Genomic DNA, 24,054 nt, shown 5'->3' with positions numbered 1-24,054 from the left:
TTATGGCTAAAGATATTCAGTTCGGTTCCGAAGCGAGACAAAATCTCGTATCGGGCATCAATAAACTCGCCGACACCGTAAAAGTCACCTTGGGGCCCAAGGGCAGAAACGTCGTTTTGGACAAGGAATTCGGCGCGCCTTTGATCACCAATGACGGCGTGACCATCGCCCGCGAAGTGGAATTCGAAGACCGCTTCGAAAACATGGGGGCACAACTGGTCAAAGAAGTCGCCACCAAGACCAACGACGTGGCCGGCGACGGCACCACCACCGCGACGGTACTGGCACAGGCGATCATCCGCGAAGGCTTGAAGAACCTCGCCGCCGGCGCCAATCCCATGGTGCTCCAAAAGGGCATCCAAAAGGCGGTAGAGACCATCGTCGAAGACTTGAAGAAGTTCTCCGTTCCCGTGGACAATTCCGCGGCCATCGCCAATGTCGCCGCCATCTCCGCGGCCGATGAGACCATCGGCAAGCTGATCGCCGAAGCCATGGAAAAGGTCGGAAAAGACGGCGTCATCACCGTCGAAGAAAGCCGTTCCATGGGCACCAAACTCGACGTCGTCGAAGGGATGCAATTCGACCGCGGCTATGTAAGCCCCTATATGGTCACCGACACCGAAAAGCGCGTGGCGGAACTCGACGATCCCTATATTCTCATTACGGATAAGAAGATCTCCAATATTCAAGACCTCCTCCCCGTATTGGAACAAATCCTTCAAGAATCCCGTCCCGTCCTCTTAATCGCAGACGACATCGAAGGCGAAGCCATGGCGACCTTGGTCGTAAACAAACTCCGCGGCACCTTAAATGTCGTCGGCGTCAAGGCGCCCGGCTACGGCGACCGCAGAAAGGACATGCTGCAAGACATCGCCATCCTAACCGGCGGCACGGTCATCACCGAAGATTTGGGCTATGACCTCAAGGAAGCCACCGTCGATATGCTGGGACGCGCACAAAAGGTTCGCGTCGAAAAGGACAAGACCGTCATCGTCAGCGGCGCCGGCGAAAAGGCGGCCATCGACGGACGCGTCGAAGAAATTCGCGCACAAATCGCAGAGACCGAAAGCGAATTCGACCGCGAAAAACTGCAAGAGCGCTTGGCAAAACTGTCCGGCGGCGTCGCCGTGATCCAAGTGGGTGCGGCCACCGAAGTGGAACTGAAAGAGCGCAAGCTCCGCATTGAAGACGCCTTGGCGGCCACCCGCGCGGCGGTCGAAGAAGGCATCGTCCCCGGCGGCGGGGTCGTCCTCGTCGACTGCATCAAGGGCGTAGAAGCCTTGGCAGAAGACGCCGAAGGCGACGAAAAGACCGGCATGACGATTATCCTACGCGCATTGGAAGAACCCCTGCGTCAAATCGCGGAAAACGCCGGCGTAGAAGGATCCGTCATCGTCGATCGCGTCAAGGGCGAACGCGACGGCATCGGCTACGACGCCTACAAGGCCGAATACGTGGATATGATCGAAGCGGGCATCGTAGACCCCACCAAGGTTACCCGAAGCGCGCTGCAAAACGCAGCCAGCGTCTCCTCGATGCTCCTCACCACCGAGGCGGCCATCGCCAATATCAAAGAAGACATGCCCGATCTGGGCGCGGCAGCCGGCATGGGCGGCGGCATGGGCATGATGTAAAACAAGAAAGACAAAGAGCGGAGCGATCCGCTCTTTTTTTATACAGAGAATGCAGGCTCTTATCATGTAGTCGAAAGGGGTAAAAAGTGATAGAATGAACAAAGATAGGCGAAAAGAATAGGAGATACTATGAATAAAAAATATATCGTTAATGAAATTAAAAAAGACATGAAAGCCTGTATCGACGCCCTGGAGGCGGAAAATCTCTACGAATCCCGCAATCGCTGGGAAAAATACTTCGAGCTCTTGGAGCTCCTCTACGAAATCGACGAAAGTTTCGCCCCCTCCCCCTGGGAGACGGAAGAACCCCGTAAAGAAGAATCCGAAGAGGGTGATTCCTACCAAGGCAGCGTCCACCTGCGGCTGGGCGGCGGCGTCGTGGGCGAAAGAAAGGTCTTTATTCCCGAAAAGATCCTGCGCCTGCAAAATATCGGCGAAGGCGACGAGGTGTGCGCCACCGTGGCGAGAAAGCTGTTTTCTAACGGCCGTACAAAGACCATCTACAACTACGAACTCGTACGCAAATTCGACGGCGATGCCGATACAGAGCGCCGCGTCATCCGCTACGCCCAAGTGCAATACGACTACGGCTACCCGGGCCTGTATATTTTGGGCGAAGGGGAAGACGGCGAAATGCGGATCGACCTCGAGCACGATCTGCTCGGCAATTTGAATGTGTCCGAAGGGGATATCGTCGACTACGCCTATTGGAAGAAGGACCCCTTAAACGGCAAGGTAATTTGGAAACATAATCTGGACAGTGACAATGTGCTCACCGAATTCGACAACAACGAGCCCTTGGACCAAGAGGACGCGGGCTTTATACGAAACGCGCAGATCACCGTATTCGGCGGCGGCGAAGAGATCTCCCGCCACGTAAAGGCCATGCTCGATGCGGGCGGAGATGTGATCCACGTGGAGGATTTGACCCAGCCGAGAAGCGTAGAGCGCAACATGGACGGGGCGGATCTGGTGCTGGTATATCTCGATGCCGTGCGCCCCTCGGATGTGGCGCGGATTCGCGACGGCGTCAAAAAGCGCGATCTGGAAGTGCTCTTTGTCAAGGACAAGGACTTGGGCAGCATCTTCTCGGCCATTCGCGACAAATTGGAAAACGGAAGCTATTACTACCGCTAGAGGCAAGAAAGGACGATACCGTGAAATTATTCAATTCCCTGACGAGAACTAAAGAAGAATTCGTGCCATTGGAGGAGAATGCCGTTCGCATGTATAACTGCGGACCCACGGTCTATAACTTTATCCACGTCGGAAACGCCCGCCCCCTGGTGGTCTTTGACACCCTGCGCCGCTTTTTTATCTATAAGGGCATGGACGTACAGTTTGTCGTAAACTTTACCGACATCGACGACAAGCTGATCAACCGGGCCAAAGAAGAAGGGCGCACCGTTTCGGAAATCGCCGACACCTATATCGAAGAGTTTAAGAAAGACGCCAAGGGACTGAACCTCTATACCTACGAGACCATCAATCCCCGCGCCACCGAATATATCGAGCCGATCATACACTTTATTCAGGGTCTGGTCGACAAAGACGTCGCCTACCCCGCCGGCGGGGATGTCTACTTCGACATCACCAAGGCGAAGGACTACGGCAAGCTCTCGGGAAAAAACATCGACGAATTGCAGAGCGGCGCGCGGATCGAGGTCAGTAGCGTAAAGAAAAACCCCGGCGACTTCGTGCTCTGGAAGGGCAAAAAGGAAGGCGAACCCTTCTGGGAAAGCCCCTGGGGCGAAGGCCGGCCGGGCTGGCATATCGAGTGCTCGGTAATGGCGAAGACCATTTTAGGCGATACCATCGACATCCACTCTGGCGGGGAAGACCTGCAGTTTCCCCACCACGAAAACGAGATCGCCCAGTCCGAGACCCTCACCGAAAAGCCCTTCGCCAACTACTGGCTCCACAACGGCATGATCACCGTCGACGGCACCAAGATGAGCAAGTCTTTGGGAAATTTCTTTACCGTGCGCGAAGTGGCGGGCGTATTCGATCTGGAAGTGCTCCGCTTCTTCCTCCTGAGTGCCCACTACCGCAGTCCCATCAACTATTCCTATGACGCCATGGAACAGACCAAGGCGGGCCTAGAACGCCTCTACGGCGTGCGCGACCATATGGAACAGCTCTTAAAGGGCGAACTGCCCAAAGGCGACGACGACGCGTTTATCGCCTCGGTGGAAGCGGAGCGCAAGGCATTTGTCGCGGCCATGGAAGACGACCTGAATACCGCCAAGGCGGTGGGCATCCTCTTTACCCTGGCGCGGGAGATCAACAGCTATATCGCCAAGGGCGCAAAGCGCGAGGCGCTTCAAAAGGCCTATACGGTCTATATGGAACTCGCCGAGGTGCTGGGCATCCTCTACCGCCGAGACGACGGGGACGCTTCGGAAATCGAGGCGCTGATCGCAGAGCGAAACGAGGCCCGGGCCGATAAGGACTTCGCCCGTGCCGACGAGATCCGCGATGCGCTCCACGATATGGGCATCGTCATCGAGGACACCCGGGAAGGGACCCTATGGAAGAGAATCTAAGAAGATATTTTTCCGCCCCGCTGTGGACGGAACGCGAGGCGAGGGGCCAAAATCCCCTCGTTCTTGCGTATATAGGCGATGCGGTCTTCGAACTCTTTGTACGGAGCGATGTGCTCGCCCGAAACGAAAAGGTATCGGCCCTCCATAAGGCCTCCGCCGATCGGGTGAAGGCGCGGGCACAGGCGGAACTCGCGGCGGCGCTTTCGGACTTTTTTACCGAAGAGGAAGAAAAGATCTTTCTGCGCGGCCGAAACACCCACCAAAAGACCATGGCAAAAAACGCCACCGTCGCCGAATACAGAAACGCCACCGGCTTCGAGTGCTTGATCGGCTATCTCTACGGCGCCGGAAAGAGCGAGCGGCTGCGGGCCTATTTTACGGAAATAGAAAGGATCTGGAAGGATGAAGGTTAAATTGATCGGCCACACCCCCGACGCCCAGGAACTGATCGCCAAGGCGGCGAAACTCTGCTATTCCCCGGTGGGGGTCGACGAAATCGAGGCGAAACTCGACGACGAGGAGACCGAGCGCTTTGTCGGCATGCTCGCCGGCCTCTCCCATCTGTCGCCCTTGGAACACGCGAGCTTCACCTTCGCCGTAGAAGGGGTCAGCCGGGTAATGACCCACCAACTGGTGCGCCACCGCATCGCCAGCTATTCCCAGCAGTCCCAGCGGTATGTGCGCCTCGACGCCATGGAATACATCACGCCCCCCGCCATTCGAGACGACGCCGAGGCCGCGGCGCGCTTTCAGCGGGCCATGCAAGAGGCGGAATCGGCGTATCGGGAACTGACGGATCGATTGCGCGCCCGCTACGAGCGCGCGCTGACAGAAGCGGGGGAAGACGAGAAGGCGGCTGCCCGTAAGGCCGAAAAGCGCGCCATCGAAGACGCCCGCTACGTGCTTCCCAATGCCTGCGAGACCAAAATCGTCGTCACCATGAACGCCCGCACCCTGCTTCATTTCTTCGAGACCCGGCTGTGCCTTCGGGCGCAGTGGGAGATCCGCGAAGTGGCGCTCGCCATGTTAAAAGCGGTGCTGTCCACGGCCCCCGCCCTCTTTCAAAAGGCCGGGCCGCCCTGTGTTCAAGGTCCCTGCCCCGAGGGGAAGATGACCTGCGGAAAGATCGATTCCGTCAGAAAAATGTATAGGGAGGAAATATGGAAACGGCAATGATCTACGGCAGGCACCCGGTGCTCGAAACGCTGGGGCCCAAAGTCGATAAACTCTACATTCAAAAGGGCGCCAAAGACGGATCCATCGGAAAGATCCGCCGCGTGGCAAAAGAACTCGGCATCTTCGTGCAGGAGCGGGAAAAATCTCGCCTCGACGAAATGACCGCCGGCGCCAACCACCAGGGCGTGGTCTGCTTTGTATCGGACTTTCGCTATGCGGAAATCGACGAGATGCTCGCCCTGGCAGAGGCGCGGGGCGAAGATCCCCTCCTAGTCCTCCTCGATTCCGTGCACGATCCCCACAATCTCGGCGCCGTCATCCGAAGCGCCCTCGCCATGGGCGCCCACGGCGTCATCATCCCCAAGCACCGCGCCGCGTCGGTAAACGCCACGGTGTATAAGACCTCCGCCGGGGCGGTGGACGAGATGCTCGTCGCCAAGGTCACCAATCTCAATCGCACCATCGAGGACTTGAAACAGAAAAACATTTGGGTCTACGGCGCCGACGCGGGACAAGCCCCCCTCTATACCGCCGACCTCACCGGGCCCATCGCCATCGTCGTCGGAAACGAAGGCGACGGCATCGCCGAAAAGACCAAAGAACATACCGATGTCTTGCTTTCGATTCCCATGCCCGGCGGCTTCGAGTCCTTAAACGCTTCGGTGGCGGCGTCGATTTTTCTGTACGAGACCCTGAGGCAGAGAGATGGAAAACAAAAGAAGGTATAAGCGCCAGGGGCGCTACCTCTTTGTCGACGGCTACAATATCATCAACGACTGGGAGGCGCTCAAGCCCTTGGTAGAAGATCGGCTCGAGGAGGCGCGGGAACGCCTGATCGAAATCTTAGAGGAATTTGCCGCCACCGAACATATCTACGTCATCCTCGTCTTCGACGCCTACCGCGTAAAGGGAAACCCCGGCTCCTTTTTACAGCGAAAGGGCATGGACATCGTCTTTACCAAGGAACTCGAGACGGCGGATCACTATATCGAAGCGCAGATCGCCTCGATGGGCCGCGTGCGCGAAGTCGTCGTCGCCACCAGCGACTATGTGGAGCAGCAGATCATCCTCGCCCGGGGCGGCAAGCGGATCAGCGCCCGGGAGCTTGAAATCGTCGTCTCTGCGGCAAAAAACCGCACCCGGCAGCAGGCAAAACACATGGTCACCAGGGAGCGCATGGGCGGCGCCCTGGACGAGCGCAATAGGAGGAAACTCGAAACCCTCCGCAGAAAGCTGAAATAACGGAGGAGGAATTTTGGAGTTATCCATACTACGAACCATCTTTACGCCCCTGTTGGGCACCACCTTGGGCGCCGCGTCGGTGCTGTTCTTTCACGAGCGAATCGACAAGCGCGCAGAACGCGCCATGAACGGCTTCGCCGCCGGCGTCATGGTGGCGGCATCGGTCTGGAGTCTTTTGATTCCCGCCCTGGACCGCACGACGAGCATGGGAAAATTCGCGTTCTTTCCCGTCGTGGCGGGCTTTTGGCTGGGCACTTTGTTTATGCTCGCCTTGGACCGCATGGTGCCCCATCTCCACGGCAAAAGCGAAGAAGGACCGGAAACGGGGCTGGATCGCTCTACCATGCTCCTGCTCGCGGTTACCATCCACAACATCCCCGAGGGCATGGCGCTGGGCGTCGTCATCGCCGGCTGGCTCTCCGGCGGCGTCTCCATCTCCGAAGGGGCGGCGCTCGCCTTGGCGGTGGGTCTCGCCATCCAGAACTTTCCGGAGGGCGCCATTGTCTCCCTGCCCATGCACGCCCGGGGCATGAAACGCGAAAAGGCGTTTATAAACGGCTTCCTCTCGGGCGTCGTGGAGCCCGTCGCCACCGTCATCACCATGGTTCTCGCGAGCCGGGTGCTTCCGTTTATGGCGTATTCTCTGAGCTTTGCCGCCGGCGTCATGGTCTATGTCGTCGTCGAAGAACTCATCCCCGAAACCGCCGAGGGCACCCACTCCAACATCGGCGTCCTCGCCTTTGCAGCGGGCTTCACGTTAATGATGACATTGGATATCGCCCTGGGATAGGAAACGCTTCGGCGTTTTCTTTTTTTGCGCACAATTTTTTTGTTTTTCAGAAAAAACGGCGGCGAAGTCGCAAAAAATAAAGAAAAACTGTATATTGAAAGCAATTTATAAAAACTCGGCGCGCATTCATTTCATCATTTATTGAATTTTCGGCCATAGACGAAAAATAATTTCATAAAAGTCGAAAAACCCCTTGTTTTATTGGCGCCCGCGGTGTATGCTCGAGATAGAAGAAAATACCCCCGAAGGCGTTGCAATTTCTACCGTGACGGCGATTGCAGCATTCGTCGTTCTGCGCGATTTTCGTGGCGAAATCGTGCAATGTATACGTCGGGCGCAGCCCGCGGAAAGGAGGCTTTTATGAAAAAACTGGCCGTATTGCTCTTTGTCCTGCTCATGATTCCCGGTTGGGCGCGAGCGGAGGAAAGTCGAGCGGCTACGATCTACGTGAATGGCATAGAATCGAGCGAACTCGCGGGTGCCGAGGTGACGCCGTGCATCGCCGGCAATCGTCTGTATCTGCCCCTCAATACCCTGGCGGCATTGGGCGAAATTACGGCGGATTGGGACGAGGGCGCGCATACCCTTCGCCTCACAAAGGGCGGCGAGACGGTCAAGATGGTCGTTGATGAAGACCGATACGCAAAGGGCGAAGAGCGTTTTTTTATGGACGCCGCCCCCTTTGCCGACGCGGGCGTAATCTGGGTGCCCCTGCGCTTTGCGGCCGAGGCCTTCGACCTCCCCGTCCACTGGGACGAGGCGCATCGCATCGCCCTGATCGGCGACTACTACGATGCTGGCGTGTTTCCGGAAGCGCCGCGCCTGACCACCAAGGAAGGCTATTCCTTTGCAGAGCCGCAGATGTATAAGCACAATTTCGTCGTCGAGGACACGGGCGGAGAGGTCGTCGTCTTCGACAAGGCGAATTACGATGTCACCAAGCGCATGGGGCGCATCGGGGAACTCTGTAAACTCGAAGACCCCCGGGCGGTCAAAGGCCCCGTGGTCGTCTTGGGCACCGTCCCCGGCGGCTATCTGGTATTCACCTACGCCGAGGGCGTGCGGGTAGAAGATCCGGCCGATATACACCTCGTAAATTCCTATGAAACCTCCAAAGACGCCTTTATGGAGATCCTAAAGACCGTAAAGACCGTAAAGCGCACGAGCTGAGAAGATACCCAAAACGCTCCGTTTCAAAAAAACGGGGCGTTTTGCTTAGAATAGAGATTCTAAATATATAATTAGAATTATATTCTTTTACAATAGACTACAGATTCATTGAAGAGGTAAAGTATATATGATATTAATAAATCGGTTATGAAAATGGCATTTATTATTAATGAGATGACTATGAGGGAGATGACGATGAGAAAAAAAGTATTTAACATGGCTTTATTACTCGCTTTTGTATTGACATTTGTATCTTTGCCGATCACTGCCTTTGCCACCTCAACGGAAGAACCAGAAATCCAAAAAGAAACGCTCAGCAGCGATGCCATCGAGAAGGAATTAAGAGCAGAGGGGGCCACCGAGGAGACTATCTCTCACTTAATAGGTAAATTAGAACGAGGAGAAGTGTGGGACTCGTTTAACCCGAAATACAACAATTTGAAACCCCAAATCGTTGAAGAAGGGTATAGTAAAACCACCTATCCGGACGGTTCTATGATGGTACTGCGGTGCCATGAGATTCGCCCTGAAGCATCCTTGAGAGCGATTAAATCGGTAAAAAAATATAAGGCGGAATTAAATGGTTTTGCCATGAAAATGTCGTTTTGTATCAATGCTAGAAGAGATACTACAAAAAAGTTGGCGATCATTGATTCCCAATACAACAAAGAAATCAAGATCTATGGAGGCAGTTTTACTGAGGATACTATCGGTTTTGTAAAGGGTTGGAAAAAACAACCGAATGCGTGGTATGCTATCTACTATAAAGCGCCAGGTGATATAGGATCGAAACGAGTTTGGGTGAAAGCCCATGTGAACAGTGAAAAAGTGTGGACGGAGCTTAGCACATATTAAGTCGAGAATATACAGGAGGAGATATGCATACATTTGATGCGTTAGAGTTATTTTCTGTAATATTTGCGGGCATAGATAGCTTGACGAGGATTGCGTTACTGATCGTTTTGATATTAGTAATTCGCAAACTGCTAGAGAAACCGAAAGCATAAAGCATTTAGTGTAGAAAGTGCCATTGAACATAGCTGGTAAGGAAAAACGATCCGTTTCAAAGAAACGGGGCGTTTTTGGTGCCAATCGCCGCTAGATCCAACCATCAAAAAAGATCTGCACGAAGCAGATCTTTTTTCTTTGCGTTATTCGTCGTCGAGGGACTGGCGATACAGCGCCATAATGACGGCGTAGAGGATGGCGCCTATGGGCCAGACGACCCAGCTGATTTCCCAGCGGTTGGTCATAAAGGACCAAGCGAGATAGATCGCCGTCAGGGCCAGAAAATACGCGGTGGTGAGATGGGCGGATTTTTTGGCAAAGCGCTTGGCGCTTCGGCTGTAATCGCCTTCCTCGAGAAGCATTTGAAACCCGCCCTGAATGGCGGAGGCGTGGACGATCAAATAGACGCCGACGGCGACGAAAAGCAGGGTGAGACTCACGGCGGGGCCCACATAGAGATCGTTCCCCGAAAGGGACAGCAACAGGATCGGCATCGCGGCGAGGACGAGCAGGCCGATACCCGCGCTCAATTCCCGCGTGTAGCGGGGGCGGAAGTCCTCTTGGTGCTTTCGCACCATGCCGTCTACGCCGTAGGCGGTCTCGATATATTCTTTTTCCAAATATTCAAAGGGCTCCATTATACTGCCTAGGCGGATCATCTGCATAATGCCCAAGGCCACCACGACGAGGGTGGCGATCACCCCGAAGATATAGAAGTTTTCGTCTGCGGTGCGGGTTGCCAAATACACGCCGATCAACATCACGCCCAAGGGCGAGAGGATAAAGGTCGCCACGCCCGCGCCGAGTTTCGGCGCTTGGCGGGCATTGGTATCCAAAAACCGATTCGCCGCTTCCATATCGACACGCCGCACGGGTTCTCGCGGTTCGTCGTAGACGGGGCCGCCTGCGGCGTCTTCTTCTTCGATGTCGTCTCGGAGGAGATAGTCGGTGGAGACGTGAAATACCTTCGACATCTCGACGATTTTTGCCATCTCGGGGATCGCCTTAGCGCCCTCCCACTTCGAGACGGACTGCCGCGACACATTCAACCGCTCCGCCAATTCCTCCTGGGACAGATTGTGCTTTTTTCGTAATCGGATAATTTTTTCTGCGAGGATCATAGGAATCTCCTTTCGTCAGGGGGGCTTTCGTTCTGAGAAAATCATACGAAAAAATCCGGTTGCGAACTATACAGCGGGGGTGGAACTTTGTCAACCGCCGGTTGCATCGTTGAAAACACGGGGTTCTTTCGGTTGCGACGGCGCTATTTTTGAAAGAAGGCCTCGATTTCTGTGACGAGCATTTCGTTCGCCGCCTCTTTCAAAATGCAGAAGCGGAAGAAGCGCTCGTCGAGATTGCGAAAGCTCGAACAATCCCGGATGACCATTTTTTTCTCCAAAAGAGCCTCTCGGAGCTCGGCGGCGGTGTGGGAGCGGTCCTGAATTTTTACCAGCACGAAATTCCCGTAAGAGGGAAACACCTTCAATGCGTCGATGGCTTCCAGGCGGGCGCACATGCGCTCTTTTTCGCTCTGGATCAGATGATAGGTCTTCGCCTTATAGGCCTCGTCCGAAAACATTTCGCGGCCCATCAGGTCGGCATAGATATTGATACCCCAGAGGGAAAGTTTTTCCGACAGGGCCTCCACAGCGGCCCCATCGGCGGTGATGCCGTAGCCCAGGCGGATGCCCGGCGTGGCAAAAAACTTGCTGGTGCCCCGCACCACGAACAGATCGTCGCGTCCTGCGGCGAGGGCGCAGACGGAGTAGACGCCGCGGTCGGTAAATTCGATATAGGTCTCGTCGACGAGCATGCGGACGCCGGTCTCGTCGAGGATGCGCTGAATCTCTACCCGGGTAAGCACGGTGCCGGTGGGATTGTTGGGATTGGTGAGTACATAGAGGTCGATCTCTTCTCGTCGAATGGTCTCGATGATGCGGTCGACATCGAGCATAAAGTTTTCGTGGTAGTCCAGGGGAAATTCGACGATCTTCGCCCCGACCTTCTCCAATTCCTTGCCGTATTCGCTATAACAGGGGCTGTTGAGGAGCGCGCGGGCGGGATGAATATAGGCGATGTATTCCTGAATCAGCTGCGAGGTGCCGCTTCCCAAGAGGATATGCTGCGGCGCCACATTGGCGTAGCGGCTGATCGCCGCTTTGAGTTTTCGGTATTCGGGATCGGGATAGCGCGCGGCGGCGCCGGCGTTTTTTGCGGGCACTTCCAAGGCCCGGGGCGAGGGGCCCAGGGGATTTATATTCGAAGAGAAGTCCAAGACTTCCTCGGGCTTCCACTTGTAACGGCGTTCCAGGGCGTAGAGATCCGCCCCGTGTCGATTCTTTTTCATGATGCCTCCTTCTTTACACCACTATGATATAATTACACAAATCAAATGACAATAAGGAGGGAAAGCTACGATGTTCAATTTCAGAAACGATTATCACGACCTATGCCACCCCGAGATCTGGCGGGCGCTTCTTCGCGTGCAGGACGAGGGGTGCGAGGGATACGGCTACGACGCCCACTCCGAGGCCGCGCGCGAGAAGATTTCTGCGGCGCTGGGCGCATCGTATCCGGTCCACTTCGTCCCCGGCGGCACGGCGGCAAACACGCTCGCCATCGGCTTTGTACTCCGGCCCCACGAGGCGGTCATCAGCGCCGACAGCGGCCATATCGTAGGCGACGAGGTGGGCGCGATCGAGGCGGGCGGCCACAAGATCATCACCGTCGAAACCGAAGACGGCAAGTTCGACCCCGCGCGCCTTCAGGCGACGCTCGAGAGCTTCGGCAATTTTCACAATGTGCTGCCGGGCATGATCTACCTTTCCAATGCCACCGAGACCGGACTCGTATACACCAAAGACGAACTGCGGCGCATCAAAGAGATCGCCGACGAACACGGCGTTTCGGTCTATATCGACGGGGCCCGCATGGCATCGGCGCTGACCTCGCCGGTGAGCGATGTGGAACTCTCCGAATATCCGGAATTTGCGGACATCTTTTCGATCGGCGGCACCAAAAACGGCGCCCTCTTCGGCGAAGCGCTGGTCTTTAGCAACAAGCGCCTCGCCGACGAATTTATCTACTTTCAAAAACAGCGCTCCCTGCTCCTCGCCAAGGGCTTTACCCTCGGGGTGCAGTTCGAGACCTTATTTACCGACGATCTGTTTTTCGAGATCGGCCGAAAGGCAAACGAAATGGCCTTCTACCTCGAAGAAGTGCTCCACGAAGCGAGTTTTCCGCCGTATCGCAAGGTCGAAAGCAATCAGGTCTTTGTCGAGCTTCCCGCCGATGTGGTTCAACGGCTAGACGCAGAAGGGCAATTCGAGGTATTCGCCGAGGGCGATCCGTCGCTGGTGCGGCTGGTGACGACCTACCGGACCACGAAAGAAGAGATCGACGGCTTCGGCGAATTGCTGCGGTCCTTATAGAAACGGCGTTTCGGCGGAGGGGGAATTCCTACCAATTTGGTTTGACAAGCGCGGGGCGCCGTGGTATTCTGTAAAAAAAGAAATTACGAGGAGTTATCATGATCGATTCTATGGTTGCCATCTGCATCTGCGACTGTACCTGTATCTGTTGTTGCGATACGGGATTTTTGCCTGCGCAGATGTGCCTCCGCGGCGTCGTTCTACCCACGGGATAGGATTACGCGAGGAGAATCGATTTTCTGTAAAAGCGGGCTGCGGCCCGCTTTTTTTGTTACCGGAAAGGAGTTTCCATGAACGGGGAGTTTATCGCCACCATGTGGCCCCACTACGTCGAGGCGGGCATCCTCACCGTGCGCATCGGATTGATCGGCGTACTCGGCTCATTTGTGGCGGGTCTTTTGATCGCCTTTATCCGCGCCGAAAAGGTGCCGATCCTAAACGGCATTTGTAAGGCCTACATAGAGGTCTCGCGCAATACGCCGCTGTTGATCCAATTGTTTTTCCTGTACTTCGGCCTGCCCAAGCTCGGCATCGTGCTCTCGTCCGAGGCCTGTGCGGTAATCGGGCTGATCTTTCTCGGTGCGAGCTATATGGCGGAGAGCATTCGCTCGGGTCTCGAGGCAGTGGAGACCGGGCAGATCGAGGCGGCAAAGGCGATCGGCCTGACCAAGATGCAGCGCCTGCGCTATGTGATTCTGCCCCACGCCATGGCGGTGGCGATCCCTTCGATCGGCGCAAATACGATCTTTCTCTTAAAAGAGACCTCGGTGTTCAGTGCCGTGGCGCTCGCCGACTTGATGTTTGTCGCCAAAGATCTCATCGGCCTCTATTACGAGACCGATGAAGCGCTGTTGATGCTGGTCGTGAGTTATCTCTTGATCCTTTTGCCGGTGGCGGGGATCTTTACGCTCTTGGAAAGGAGGCTGCGCCGTGGAATCGGGCTTGGCACTGCTCATTAACCCCTTTACCGTAAAGAGGCTCCTTACGGGGCTTTCGGTAACCCTTCTGGTCTCGTTTTTGTCGGTGGCGCTTTCGGTCGTCTTCGGCATTCTCTTCGGCTGGCTGATGACAAAACCGTCCAAGGCGATCCGCATCGTCTCGAAGTTTTACCTCGAAGCCATGCGGCTCTTGCCCCAGTTGGTGCTCCTCTTCGTCGTCTACTTCGGCCTCGCCCGGGCACTGGGAGTCCATATCTCGGGCTTTCACTCGGCGGTTATCGTCTTTACCCTATGGGGCACGGCCGAAATGGGGGATTTGGTGCGGGCGGCCCTATCTTCGATTCCCAGGCACCAGTACGAATCGGCAAAGGCCATCGGCCTCACCCGGCGGCAGATCCTCCGCTATGTGATTTCGCCCCAGGCGATGCGCAGGCTCTTGCCCCAGGCGATGAATTTGGTGACCCGCATGATCAAGACCACTTCGCTCATCGCTCTGATCGGGGTGATCGAAGTCATTAAGACGGGCCAACAGATTATCGAGGCCACGCGCCTTACGGTGCCCACCGCGGCGCTTTGGATCTACTTCGGCGTAATGGTGTTGTATTTTGCGGTCTGCTACCCCTTGTCCAAGTGGGCGTCGCGGCTGGAACAGAAATGGAAGGAGGCATAATGGCGATTTTAGAGATACGCAATTTAACCAAAGACTACGGCGATGGAAAGGTGCTGGACAACTTTTCCCTCGACGTAGAGCGGGGACAGGTCCTCGCCGTCCTCGGCCCTTCGGGCTGCGGAAAGAGTACGCTGCTTCGATGTATCAACGGCCTGGAGAGCATTCAGGCGGGCGACATTCGCCTAAACGGCGAGAGCATCGTCAAAGACGAGCGCCATATGCACGAAGTGCGCAAAAAAATCGGGATGGTGTTTCAGTCCTACGAGCTCTTCGGCCATATGACGGTGCTGGACAATCTGACCCTGGGGCCCGTAAAGGCCAAGGGCGAGGAGAAAGCCGTGGCCGAAGAAAAGGCGATGGCGCTCCTCGCCCGGGTGGGCCTCGCCGAAAAGGCGGCGGTGTATCCCAGAAGCCTTTCGGGCGGACAGAAGCAGCGGGTGGCGATCCTGCGCGCCATGTTGATGGAGCCGGAGATCTATCTCTTCGACGAGGTCACCGCCGCCTTAGACCCCGAGATGGTCAAAGAAGTCCTCGCCCTGGTGGGCGAGCTGGCGCGCGAGGGGAAGACCATGCTCATCGTCACCCACGAGATGGAATTCGCTAAGCACGTCGCCGATCGCATATTGTTTTTGGAAAAGGGAACGATCGTAGAAGATGCGGATCCGATCCGCTTCTTCGAACATTCCAAGACGGAGCGGGCGCGCCGTTTCCTCGCGGGCTTTCGCTACGAAGATGTATAAAACCCACAGAAAGGACATTCCTATGAAACTCAAAAAAATCGCAAGCCTATTTTTCCTCGCCGTCCTCGCCCTGGGACTCGTCGCCTGCGGCGGCGTCGCCGAAGAAGGCGCAGAAACCACGGGGGGCGGCGCCACCCGCAGTATCGAAGAAATCAAGAAATCCGGCGAAATCGTCATCGGCGTATTCGGCGACAAAAAGCCCTTCGGCTATATGGACGAAAAGGGCGAATTCCAAGGCTATGACATCGCCCTGGGCGATGCCGTGGCGAAGGAATTGGGCGTTACGGCGAAATACGTGCCCGTCGAGGCCGCAAGCCGCGTGGAATACCTAAACGCCAACAAGATCGACCTCTTGCTCGCCAACTTTACCGTCACCGACGAGCGCCGCGAACAAGTGGACTTCGCCCTGCCCTATATGAAGGTCGCCTTGGGCATTGTTTCCCCCAATGGCGAAATCACCGATGTATCGCAGCTCGCCGACAAGACCTTGATCATCAGCAAGGGCACCACGGCAGAGACCTACTTCACCAAAAACCATCCCGAAGTCAAACTGCAAAAATACGACCAATACGCCGAAGCCTACGGCGCGCTCTTAGACGGTCGCGGCGACGCCATGAGTACCGACAACACCGAGGTACTGGCGTGGGCGGTAGAAAACCCCGGATTCGACGTCGGCGTCACCTCCTTGGGCGATGTGGACTATATCGCCCCGGCGGTGCGAAAGGGCAATGCCGAAATGCTCGAATTCGTAAACGGCCTCGTAGAAAAACTCTACGGCGAAAAATTCTTTACAAAAGCCTACGAAGAAACCCTCGCCCCCACCTACGGCGACAGCGCCAAGGCGGAGGACATGGTGGTGGAAGAAAAGCCCGCCGACTGGAAATAAAGACACACAAAGAGCCGCCCGATACGGCGGCTTTTTTGGTGTGCAAATACATTTTTCGAATACGCCCGCAAAAGAAACATGCGCGTCAAAAGGCGTGGTAGACGCCCTTTGCCATCACCCCTTCGATGCGGCCGTTCAGCGTTTGTCCGAGCAAGGGCGAATTGCTGCCCTTCCCCCAGAAGAAGTCCTCGGTGACCTCGGTCGTGCCCGCGGGGTCGAACAATACGAATTCGCCGCCCAGGATGCCCTTGTGCGGCAGCCGGTAGAAGCGGGCGGGGATCCGCGTCATGGCGTCGACGAGGTCGTAAAGAGAGAGCACATCTTTTTGCACCAGTTCGGTGTAGAGCAGACAAAAGGCGGTCTCGAGCCCCACAATCCCCGATGGCGCCTTGGGAAAGGGACGCGCCTTTTCTTCTTTTGTATGGGGCGCGTGGTCGGTGGCGACACAGAGATGCGGATCTTTGAGCAGCTTCGCCAGTTCGTCGCGGTCGAAGGCGGTGCGAAGGGGCGGGTTCATCTTCGCCATGGGCCCGTGCGCCCGCACATCCGCCGCCGTCATCGTCATATGGTGGGGCGTAAGCTCTCCGAGTACGCGGGCGCCCGATGCGCCGAAGGCGGCCACCAGCCGTGCGGTGATCTCCGCCGAAATGTGCTGAATGTCGAGCTTCGCGCCGGTCTTTTTGGCGAGCGCCAAATCCCGCGCCGCCAGGGCGTACTCGCCGTAGACTTCCGCGCCCTCGAGGGCGTATAGGTCCGCGTAGCGGCTGTCGATCCCCGCCTGGTGCACAAAGTCGGGGTGCTCCTCGTGGAGGCTGATGGGCAAATCGAGCGCCGCCGCCTTTTCCATCGCCGCCTCCAAAAGCGCCGCATCGGCCACGGGAAAGCCGTCGTCGGAAAAGCCCACCGCGCCACGGCGTGCTGCATCAGCCATGTCGACGAGCCGCTTGCCCCTGAGCCCTTCGGTGAGCGCGCTCACCGTATAGGCGTGAATCGGGAGCGAATTTGCCGCCTCGTAAAAGGCGCTGATCTCTTCGCCGGCCATCACCGGTTTCGTATTCGCCATGGCGATCACGTGGGCAAAGCCGCCGTGGAGCGCCGCCTGCGCCCCGCTTTCGAGGGTTTCCTTTTCCGGGTAGCCGGGGTGGCGCAGGTGGATGTGTACGTCGACAAAGGCGGGAAAGACATATTTGCCCGTCCCGTCGATTTCGACGGTATCGGGGGTCTCGGTGTCGATTTCGATGTCCTGCTTTTTCACGCTACTGTAAAATGGATCGACAATTTGCACATTCTCGATGCATATTTTTCCCACGGCATTCCTCCTGTTTAAAAATTACCAAATTGTGTTAAAATATACTACTGGAAGGTATTATTTCACAGTATATCTGAAACTACAAGATAGAGGTGGAGAATGAAAAAGTTTAAGGCATTTGACGTCGTAGGGCCGATTATGGTCGGGCCCTCCAGTTCACACACCGCCGGCGCCTGCAGAATCGGAAACGCGGCCCTGGCGATCAGCGGGGGCGATCCCTTTCACAAGGTACAATTCCGTCTGCACGGCTCCTTCGCATCGACCTATATAGGACACGGCACCGATATGGCGCTCGTAGCGGGCGTTTTGGGCATTTTGCCCCACGATGAGCGCCTGCGCGACAGCTTCGCCATCGCCAAAGAACGCGGTCTCGAGTACAGCTTCGAAAAGGCGGACCTGGGCGATCGGCACCCCAACTCCGTGGAAATTATTTTCCACTACGACAATGGCGGCCATCTGTCGGTCATCGGCTCTTCCATCGGCGGGGGCAATATGGTGATCGTCGCCATCAACGACATAGAAGTAGAGTTTAAGAACGAGTTCCCCACGCTCATTCTGCAATATCCCGAACAAAAGGGCGTGATTTCGTACGTATCCTCGATTCTTTCGGACAACGACTACAATATCGAAACCGCCGTCACCAAAAAGATCGACGATACGGTGACTTTGGTCATCGAAACCACCGAATCCGTCAAACCGGAAATCATGGAGCCCATCCTCGCCCAAGAGCGATTCGACTTCGCAAAATACATCGACATCAAAAAGAAGGAGGCCTAGTATGCTGAATACGGCAAAAGAGCTTATCGAAATTTGTGAGAAAAACAACTGGAAGATCTCCGACTATGTGTTGGAAGAGGAATCCCACGGAGATCCCGCCAAAAAAGAAGAAATCTTAAAAGAAGCGCGCGAAATGCTCCGCGTCATGAAAGAAGCCACCGGTCGTACCCTCGAAAAGGGGAGCGGACTGCCCCACGGTATGATCGACGATTTCGGCAAAAAGACCTGGGAATACGCCAACAGCGACCGCAAACACGTCACCGATCCCGATACCCTGCGCGCCATGGCACGGGCATTTGCGACCTTCGAATCCAACAGTGGCATGCAAGTCGTCGTAGCGGCGCCCACCGCCGGCTCCTGCGGCATCGTACCGGCGGCCTTGGTGACCGCACAGGAAAACCTCGACTGCAGCGATGACGACCTCGTGGCGGCGCTCTTTACCGCCATGGGCATCGGCGAATTTATCGCGGGCTATGCCACCTTTGCCGGCGCCGAAGGCGGATGCCAGGCGGAATGCGGATCCGCCTCCTCTATGGCGGCGGCCGCCCTCGTGCAGCTCTACGGCGGCACCGTGGAAGAATGTCTCCACGCCGCTTCCATCGCCATCGTCAACATCCTCGGCCTCGTATGCGACCCCTTGGGCGGCCTGGTACAATATCCCTGTACCTTCCGCAACGCCTCCGGCGTATCCAACGCCCGCATCAGCGCCGATATGGCCCTCGCCGGCACCACCAGCGTCATTCCCTTCGACGAAGTCTGCCAGGCCATGAACGAAGTCGGAAACGCCATGCCCGCCGCCCTGCGCGAAACCGGCATCGGCGGCCTCGCCGGCACGCCCACCGCCCACGCCATCTGCAAGCGGGTCTTCGGCTAAATCTTAAAGAAAGGTAAAGAAAGGTAAAAAGAACCGCTTTTTCCGTGCGCACAGCAATTTATCGGGTACAATAACAGTAGCAAAAGGTTACTACCGATATAGGAGGAATGCACAATGATTACCATGGAAAAAATCGACTACGTGATTTCCGTCACCGGCGCCGAATACGGCAAAGTGCGCGAAGCGCTCTTATCCTGTGACGGCGATGTAGATCGTGCCATTCGCATGATCATGGGCGAAGACGACGCGGAAAAAGAACAAAACGAACAATCCTACGACTTCAAAAACGCCAAGCGCACCAAAATGGAAGATATGTCCGATTCCATCTCGAACTTCGGATCGGAAATCATTGACGCCGTTCGCGACTTCTGGGAAAAAGGCAATGCCACCAAACTCGTCATTATGGACGAACACGACGAAGTCATCCTGAACGTATCCATGAACCTGGGCGCCATCTGGACCGTCATCGCACCGGTGGCCGCACTGATGGGCGTGGGCATCGGCATCTTGAGTCGCTGGGAATTCTACATTTACCTGGACGACGGCCGCGTAGTCAATGTAAAAGATTACATCACCGACAAACACCGCATGCGGTAAGCAAATATACAAAGACCCCCATGGCGAAAATCGCCCGCGGGGGTCTTTTTTTTGTGGCAAATAAAATCCATGAAAGTATTGACAATACGTAGAAACTATCATAAGATTCAATTACCGACGGCGTCGTCGGTAAGGAGGGAAAGTATGTGTGCCGGAAAACGACTTCGTCCGGAGGAGCGAAAAAGATTAATTACCGAAGCCGCGGCAGATCTTTTTCGCAAAAAGGGCTTTCGCAATACGACCATGGAGGACATCGCCACCGCCTCGAATCTTTCGAAGGGCGGGCTTTACCATTATTACGGGAATACCACAGAAATTCTCAAAGATCTTATGGTTATGGGGATTAAATATCGCAATCGCGTGATCGCTTCCTATGAAGAAGATCTACAAAAAGGGTGCGAGGCGAGTTTTATTGCTGAACGCATTGTCGAAAAAATTGTAGACGAAAATCCGCTGATGGAAATTTATGTCGAGTTTCTCTTGGTAAAAGAAGAAGATCCGGAACTGGACCGGTTATTTACCGCCCTAAAAGAGCAGACACGCGTAGAGTTATTGGCCATGGAAGACTTTTTTACGGAAGATATGCTGAAAGGGGAGCGCTTTGATCTTTTGACCGACGTGATTAACAGCATGATCATCGGCGCCAATACGTTGGGGGCGAGGGAAAATTTTGTGCGGCATAAGACACACCTCGTCCAAATGATCGAACAAATTTTAGAGAAGTAAGTGGGAATCGGCTCGAGAGGGCCGAAAAATTTTACGCACCATTGATAATTGTTATCCATAAAGGAGGAGGACGTGAAGACGTATCAACGCATATTCGGATATGTACCCGAGGGAAAAAGTGATGGCATTGTATCACTGTGCTTGTCGATCTCGTCGGTCTTGATGACCGCCTACGGCTATTTTCTCGTCTGCCGAATCCTCGAGCGCCTGGCCATCGCAGGCGATGCATCCGGCGCATTACAATTGGCGACAAAGACCGTCGTCCTGCTCACCGCCGGCGGCATTGCCTATTATCTTTCGGGTCTTTTTTCGCACAAACTGGGATTTCGGCTCGAGACCAATCTTCGCAAGAAAGGCATTGACGGAATCCTAAAGGCGGGTTTTCGATTTTTCGACCTGCATCAGAGCGGCGTCGTGCGCAAAATTGTCGACGACAATGCCGCCCAGACCCATTCCGCCGTAGCACATATGATTCCCGACACGGGGCAGGCGATTTTGACGCCGATCTTGGCGCTTGCAATCGGGTTTCTGATCGACATACGTCTGGGGGCTGTGCTCCTCGGTGTGGTTGCTTTGGGCGGATTGTTGCTCAAAGCGATGGCCGGCGGAGAAAGTACATTTATGCAAGTGTATCAGGACGCGTTAAAAAAACTGAGCGGTGAAACGGTGGAATACATACGGGGCATACAGGTCGTAAAAATCTTCAAAGCCGATGTTCGATCCTTCCGTGCTCTCTACGATGCCATTCGCGATTACGCGCATTATGCGTACCAATATGCCTTGCGTTGTAAAAGACCTTATGTGCTTTATCAATGGCTGTTTTACGGCATTGTCGCGCTATTGATTCTTTTACTATCGTTTGTGATGGGACGCATCGGAGATCCCAAAGCGCTCGCCGCAGAACTGATGATGCTTTTGTTTTTAAGTGGCATTGTTTTTGTAGCCTTTATGCGCATTATGTATGCGGGAATGTACCTATTTCAGGCAAATTATGCCTTGGACAATCTGGAATCTCTATATAGAGACATGCTTAAAAGCCGCCCGGCCTTCGGCGAAGAGGCGCAGGTCACGGCATACGACATCGATGTTTGCGGCGTCGATTTTTCTTACGGCGATCACGAGGTCTTTCGCAATTTTTCGGTCTCTCTACCCGCAGGCAGGACCTATGCTTTGGTGGGAAACTCGGGATCGGGTAAGTCGACCTTGGCAAAACTCTTGAGCGGATTTTATGCCGTAGACGTCGGACACATTGCCATCGGCAAAAAGCCGACAGAAGCGTATACGGAAGAGGCGCTTAGCAAAGCGATCGCCTTTGTATTTCAGGACCCCAAGCTGTTTCAGTCTTCAATTTATGAAAACGTGGCATTGGCCGATCGAGACGCCACGCAAAGCGAGGTGATGGAAGCGCTTCGCCTCGCAGGTTGTGATGAAATCCTCGAGAAACTCCCCCTTCGAGAGGAGACGGTAATCGGAACAAAAGGCGTGCACCTCTCGGGCGGCGAACGACAACGCATCGCCATCGCTCGCGCCATTCTGAAGGATGCGCCCATCGTCATTATGGACGAGGCGAGTGCGGCGATCGACGCCGACAACGAGTATGCACTCAAGCAGGCATTTCAAAATCTGATGAAAAACAAGACCGTCATTATGATCGCGCACCGGCTCTCGAGCATCCAAAATGTCGACGAAATCCTCGTCCTCGAAAAGGGGCGCATTGTCGAGCGGGGAGATCATAGGACGCTGATGCGCGCAAAGGGGCGCTACAAGCAGTTGGTCGAACTCTACCATAGCGCCGAAGAATGGAGGTTGAACGATGCAAAAGTGGTTTGAGCGAAAATTCGCCATATCCGCATTGGGGGCAAAGGGCCTTTGGAGGGCGACCTTGGCGAGTCTTGTCGTGTATATCGTTACGATGGGGCCGGTATTTCTCTTACTATTTTTTGCCGAGAAAATGTTTGTAGGGCAGATTCGCGATCCGCTATTGTATGCGGGTGCGTCCATCGCCGTATGTGCGGCGTTATACCTCGCTCTTTCGGTAGAATACGATCGGCTTTACAGCGCCACCTATAAGGAAAGTGCGGCACTCCGAATCGATATCTCCGAGCGCCTGGCACAGCTGCCTCTTTCTTATTTTTCCAAGCACGATTTATCGGATCTCGCTCAATCCGTGATGGCCGATGTGGAGGCGGTGGAACACGCTATGTCGCATGCCATCCCCAAGGTTTATGCACTATACTTATTTCTTCCGATATTGGGCGTGTTGCTACTGTGGGGCAATCTCAAATTGGGTCTTGCGGTGATCGTTCCAATTTTGTGCCGCTACCTCGTTTTAGCGCTATTTTGGGATCGATCGACGGCGCATAACGATCGCTACCACAAGGTATTGCGCGAAAATTCCGAGCGCTTTCAAGAGGCGATCGAGATGTACCGAGAAATTCGGGACTTTCAGTTGGCAGATGCCACACGCGGCAGTCTATATTCGCAGATGGACCATAGCGAAGCCGTCCATATCAAGACCGAAGGCGCCACCTTACTGACCGTCGCCCTTTCGGGACTGTTTTCCTTCGTCGGTCTCGGCGTCGTCTTGGTGGTGGGCACGCATCTGATGGCGAATGGCGAAATCTCGCTATTGTATCTCTTGGGATACATCCTTTCGGCCATAAAACTTAAGGATCTTGTGGATGTGTCTTCGGAACTTTCTCTGGAAATCTGTTATATTGCGCCCCGCGTCGCGCGCATACGGGAGATCAAAGAGGCAGAGGTGCAGCGGGGAAGGCAGGTACAACTCGAAAGATTCGACATCGAACTGGAAAATGTCGGTTTTTCTTACAAAGATACGCCTGTGCTCCGCGGTGTCGGTTTTACGGCAAAACAGGGAGAAGTCACGGCGCTGGTCGGTCCTTCGGGCTGCGGAAAGTCGACGATTCTGAAGCTGATTTCTCGCCTATACGACTACGACGAGGGGAGCATTCGAATCGGCGGAAACGATATTCGTGAGATCCACACGGATTCACTCTTTGCATATATTTCCGTCGTATTTCAGGACGTGACACTCTTTAACGGTTCGATTCTCGAAAATATCCGTATCGGTCGAAAGGACGCCACCGATGCGGAAGTGATGCGGGCGGCGCGCCTCGCCCACTGTACTGAATTTATCGAGCGATTGCCCCAAGGCTTTGACACGCTCATCGGAGAAAATGGGGCCGAACTCTCCGGCGGCGAACGACAACGTCTTTCCATCGCTCGCGCCTTTTTGAAAGATGCGCCGATTCTGTTGTTAGACGAGATTTCTGCGAGCTTGGATGTGGAAAACGAACGAAAGATTCAAGAAAGTCTGCGTACATTGATCGGCGATAAGACGGTGATCGTCGTTTCTCATCGCATGAAGTCGATAGAAAATGCGGATTCGATCGTGGTCTTGGACGACGGGGAGGTACAAAGTGTAGGCCGGCACGAAACGCTACGTTCCGAATCTCCGGTGTACGAGAACTTGATCGAAAAGTCCGCCATGTCGGAAGCCTTTGTGTATTAGGAGGGCGC

At 55.1% G+C, this 24,054-nt stretch carries 24 protein-coding genes; 21 read left to right on the top strand and 3 right to left on the bottom strand.

Going from position 1 to position 24,054, the window contains the following annotated elements; translation table 11 throughout:
- Positions 1-2 precede the first annotated feature (2 nt).
- From groL to EL294_RS07265, 10 genes are all read left to right on the top strand, one after another.
- Entirely contained in the window at positions 3-1,634 is a 1,632-nt protein-coding gene (groL, locus tag EL294_RS07310; RefSeq protein WP_126466177.1) for a chaperonin GroEL, read from the top strand.
- 129 nt (positions 1,635-1,763) lie between these two features.
- Entirely contained in the window at positions 1,764-2,771 is a 1,008-nt protein-coding gene (locus tag EL294_RS07305; protein WP_126466176.1) for a hypothetical protein, read from the top strand.
- A gap of 20 nt (positions 2,772-2,791) precedes the next feature.
- The gene (gene cysS / locus EL294_RS07300) at positions 2,792-4,180 is read left to right on the top strand and encodes a cysteine--tRNA ligase (RefSeq protein ID WP_126466175.1); all 1,389 of its coding nucleotides are present in this window, start codon (positions 2,792-2,794) and stop codon (positions 4,178-4,180) included.
- Entirely contained in the window at positions 4,165-4,593 is a 429-nt protein-coding gene (locus tag EL294_RS07295) for a Mini-ribonuclease 3 (protein ID WP_126466174.1), read from the top strand. Before cysS ends, EL294_RS07295 begins: the two co-directional genes overlap by 16 nt.
- The gene (gene thyX / locus EL294_RS07290) at positions 4,583-5,356 is read left to right on the top strand and encodes an FAD-dependent thymidylate synthase (RefSeq protein WP_126466173.1); all 774 of its coding nucleotides are present in this window, start codon (positions 4,583-4,585) and stop codon (positions 5,354-5,356) included. The genes EL294_RS07295 and thyX overlap by 11 nt, the downstream gene beginning before the upstream one ends.
- Positions 5,341-6,084, top strand: coding sequence for a 23S rRNA (guanosine(2251)-2'-O)-methyltransferase RlmB (gene rlmB, locus EL294_RS07285; protein ID WP_126466172.1), 744 nt, complete (start codon positions 5,341-5,343; stop codon positions 6,082-6,084). Before thyX ends, rlmB begins: the two co-directional genes overlap by 16 nt.
- Complete coding sequence (locus EL294_RS07280) at positions 6,062-6,598, top strand: NYN domain-containing protein (RefSeq protein WP_126466171.1); 537 nt, start codon at positions 6,062-6,064, stop codon at positions 6,596-6,598. Before rlmB ends, EL294_RS07280 begins: the two co-directional genes overlap by 23 nt.
- A 13-nt stretch (positions 6,599-6,611) precedes the next feature.
- Positions 6,612-7,388: a ZIP family metal transporter gene (locus EL294_RS07275; RefSeq protein ID WP_232006472.1), complete on the top strand. Its 777-nt coding sequence runs from the start codon at positions 6,612-6,614 to the stop codon at positions 7,386-7,388.
- A 360-nt stretch (positions 7,389-7,748) separates the two neighbouring features.
- Positions 7,749-8,558, top strand: coding sequence for a copper amine oxidase N-terminal domain-containing protein (locus tag EL294_RS07270; RefSeq protein WP_164715260.1), 810 nt, complete (start codon positions 7,749-7,751; stop codon positions 8,556-8,558).
- 195 nt (positions 8,559-8,753) lie between these two features.
- Positions 8,754-9,413, top strand: a complete 660-nt coding sequence (locus tag EL294_RS07265; protein WP_126466169.1) for a hypothetical protein — start codon at positions 8,754-8,756, stop codon at positions 9,411-9,413.
- A 296-nt stretch (positions 9,414-9,709) separates the two neighbouring features.
- Here the strand turns inward: EL294_RS07265 and EL294_RS07260 are convergent, their stop codons facing one another.
- A complete protein-coding gene (locus EL294_RS07260; protein ID WP_126466168.1) occupies positions 9,710-10,687 on the bottom strand; it encodes a helix-turn-helix domain-containing protein in 978 nt (325 codons plus the stop codon).
- A 143-nt stretch (positions 10,688-10,830) separates the two neighbouring features.
- Entirely contained in the window at positions 10,831-11,913 is a 1,083-nt protein-coding gene (locus EL294_RS07255) for a pyridoxal phosphate-dependent aminotransferase (protein ID WP_126466167.1), read from the bottom strand.
- A gap of 70 nt (positions 11,914-11,983) precedes the next feature.
- Here EL294_RS07255 and EL294_RS07250 point away from each other — a divergent pair, with 70 nt between their 5' ends.
- From EL294_RS07250 to EL294_RS07230, 5 genes are all read left to right on the top strand, one after another.
- A complete protein-coding gene (locus EL294_RS07250) occupies positions 11,984-12,997 on the top strand; it encodes a threonine aldolase family protein (RefSeq protein ID WP_126466166.1) in 1,014 nt (337 codons plus the stop codon).
- Between the two features lie 290 nt (positions 12,998-13,287).
- Positions 13,288-13,956 (top strand): amino acid ABC transporter permease, encoded by a 669-nt coding sequence (locus tag EL294_RS07245; RefSeq protein ID WP_126466165.1) that lies wholly within the window; start codon positions 13,288-13,290, stop codon positions 13,954-13,956.
- Positions 13,928-14,605 (top strand): amino acid ABC transporter permease, encoded by a 678-nt coding sequence (locus EL294_RS07240; protein ID WP_126466164.1) that lies wholly within the window; start codon positions 13,928-13,930, stop codon positions 14,603-14,605. Before EL294_RS07245 ends, EL294_RS07240 begins: the two co-directional genes overlap by 29 nt.
- Positions 14,605-15,345, top strand: coding sequence for an amino acid ABC transporter ATP-binding protein (locus EL294_RS07235; protein WP_126466163.1), 741 nt, complete (start codon positions 14,605-14,607; stop codon positions 15,343-15,345). Before EL294_RS07240 ends, EL294_RS07235 begins: the two co-directional genes overlap by 1 nt.
- A 22-nt stretch (positions 15,346-15,367) precedes the next feature.
- Positions 15,368-16,231 (top strand): cysteine ABC transporter substrate-binding protein, encoded by an 864-nt coding sequence (locus EL294_RS07230; RefSeq protein ID WP_126466162.1) that lies wholly within the window; start codon positions 15,368-15,370, stop codon positions 16,229-16,231.
- A gap of 85 nt (positions 16,232-16,316) precedes the next feature.
- On the opposite strand, the gene EL294_RS07225 is transcribed toward EL294_RS07230, so the two are convergent.
- Entirely contained in the window at positions 16,317-17,540 is a 1,224-nt protein-coding gene (locus EL294_RS07225) for a dihydroorotase (protein WP_126466161.1), read from the bottom strand.
- Positions 17,541-17,639: 99 nt separating this feature from the next.
- On the opposite strand from EL294_RS07225, the gene sdaAB reads away from it, so the two are divergent.
- The 6 genes from sdaAB to EL294_RS07195 all read left to right on the top strand — a co-directional run bounded on the left by sdaAB (position 17,640) and on the right by EL294_RS07195 (position 24,046).
- Entirely contained in the window at positions 17,640-18,317 is a 678-nt protein-coding gene (sdaAB, locus tag EL294_RS07220) for an L-serine ammonia-lyase, iron-sulfur-dependent subunit beta (RefSeq protein ID WP_126466160.1), read from the top strand.
- A gap of 1 nt (position 18,318) precedes the next feature.
- Positions 18,319-19,191 carry an L-serine ammonia-lyase, iron-sulfur-dependent, subunit alpha gene (gene sdaAA / locus EL294_RS07215; RefSeq protein ID WP_126466159.1) on the top strand — a complete coding sequence of 291 codons (873 nt, stop codon included), beginning with the start codon at positions 18,319-18,321 and terminating at the stop codon, positions 19,189-19,191.
- Positions 19,192-19,305: 114 nt separating this feature from the next.
- Entirely contained in the window at positions 19,306-19,788 is a 483-nt protein-coding gene (locus EL294_RS07210) for a DUF4342 domain-containing protein (RefSeq protein WP_126466158.1), read from the top strand.
- A 144-nt stretch (positions 19,789-19,932) separates the two neighbouring features.
- The gene (locus EL294_RS07205; RefSeq protein ID WP_164715259.1) at positions 19,933-20,514 is read left to right on the top strand and encodes a TetR/AcrR family transcriptional regulator; all 582 of its coding nucleotides are present in this window, start codon (positions 19,933-19,935) and stop codon (positions 20,512-20,514) included.
- 72 nt (positions 20,515-20,586) lie between these two features.
- Positions 20,587-22,344, top strand: coding sequence for an ABC transporter ATP-binding protein (locus EL294_RS07200; RefSeq protein ID WP_126466156.1), 1,758 nt, complete (start codon positions 20,587-20,589; stop codon positions 22,342-22,344).
- Entirely contained in the window at positions 22,328-24,046 is a 1,719-nt protein-coding gene (locus EL294_RS07195) for an ABC transporter ATP-binding protein (protein ID WP_126466155.1), read from the top strand. Before EL294_RS07200 ends, EL294_RS07195 begins: the two co-directional genes overlap by 17 nt.
- Positions 24,047-24,054 lie beyond the last annotated feature (8 nt).

Source organism: Aedoeadaptatus ivorii (genome assembly GCF_900638585.1).
GTDB classification, from domain to species: Bacteria; Bacillota; Clostridia; order Tissierellales; family Peptoniphilaceae; genus Aedoeadaptatus; species Aedoeadaptatus ivorii.
The sequence above is the reverse complement of the archived record's forward strand: the minus strand, read 5'-3'. Positions and strand labels throughout refer to the sequence as shown.

Coding starts and splice junctions, on each gene's coding strand:
- groL (WP_126466177.1), top strand. CDS start 3: ATGGCTAAAGATATTCAGTTCGGTTCCGAAGCGAGACAAAATCTCGTA.
- EL294_RS07305 (WP_126466176.1), top strand. CDS start 1,764: ATGAATAAAAAATATATCGTTAATGAAATTAAAAAAGACATGAAAGCC.
- EL294_RS07295 (WP_126466174.1), top strand. CDS start 4,165: ATGGAAGAGAATCTAAGAAGATATTTTTCCGCCCCGCTGTGGACGGAA.
- thyX (WP_126466173.1), top strand. CDS start 4,583: ATGAAGGTTAAATTGATCGGCCACACCCCCGACGCCCAGGAACTGATC.
- rlmB (WP_126466172.1), top strand. CDS start 5,341: ATGGAAACGGCAATGATCTACGGCAGGCACCCGGTGCTCGAAACGCTG.
- EL294_RS07280 (WP_126466171.1), top strand. CDS start 6,062: ATGGAAAACAAAAGAAGGTATAAGCGCCAGGGGCGCTACCTCTTTGTC.
- EL294_RS07270 (WP_164715260.1), top strand. CDS start 7,749: ATGAAAAAACTGGCCGTATTGCTCTTTGTCCTGCTCATGATTCCCGGT.
- EL294_RS07265 (WP_126466169.1), top strand. CDS start 8,754: ATGAGAAAAAAAGTATTTAACATGGCTTTATTACTCGCTTTTGTATTG.
- EL294_RS07260 (WP_126466168.1), bottom strand. CDS start 10,687: ATGATCCTCGCAGAAAAAATTATCCGATTACGAAAAAAGCACAATCTG.
- EL294_RS07255 (WP_126466167.1), bottom strand. CDS start 11,913: ATGAAAAAGAATCGACACGGGGCGGATCTCTACGCCCTGGAACGCCGT.
- EL294_RS07250 (WP_126466166.1), top strand. CDS start 11,984: ATGTTCAATTTCAGAAACGATTATCACGACCTATGCCACCCCGAGATC.
- EL294_RS07245 (WP_126466165.1), top strand. CDS start 13,288: ATGAACGGGGAGTTTATCGCCACCATGTGGCCCCACTACGTCGAGGCG.
- EL294_RS07235 (WP_126466163.1), top strand. CDS start 14,605: ATGGCGATTTTAGAGATACGCAATTTAACCAAAGACTACGGCGATGGA.
- EL294_RS07230 (WP_126466162.1), top strand. CDS start 15,368: ATGAAACTCAAAAAAATCGCAAGCCTATTTTTCCTCGCCGTCCTCGCC.
- sdaAB (WP_126466160.1), top strand. CDS start 17,640: ATGAAAAAGTTTAAGGCATTTGACGTCGTAGGGCCGATTATGGTCGGG.
- sdaAA (WP_126466159.1), top strand. CDS start 18,319: ATGCTGAATACGGCAAAAGAGCTTATCGAAATTTGTGAGAAAAACAAC.
- EL294_RS07210 (WP_126466158.1), top strand. CDS start 19,306: ATGATTACCATGGAAAAAATCGACTACGTGATTTCCGTCACCGGCGCC.
- EL294_RS07205 (WP_164715259.1), top strand. CDS start 19,933: ATGTGTGCCGGAAAACGACTTCGTCCGGAGGAGCGAAAAAGATTAATT.
- EL294_RS07195 (WP_126466155.1), top strand. CDS start 22,328: ATGCAAAAGTGGTTTGAGCGAAAATTCGCCATATCCGCATTGGGGGCA.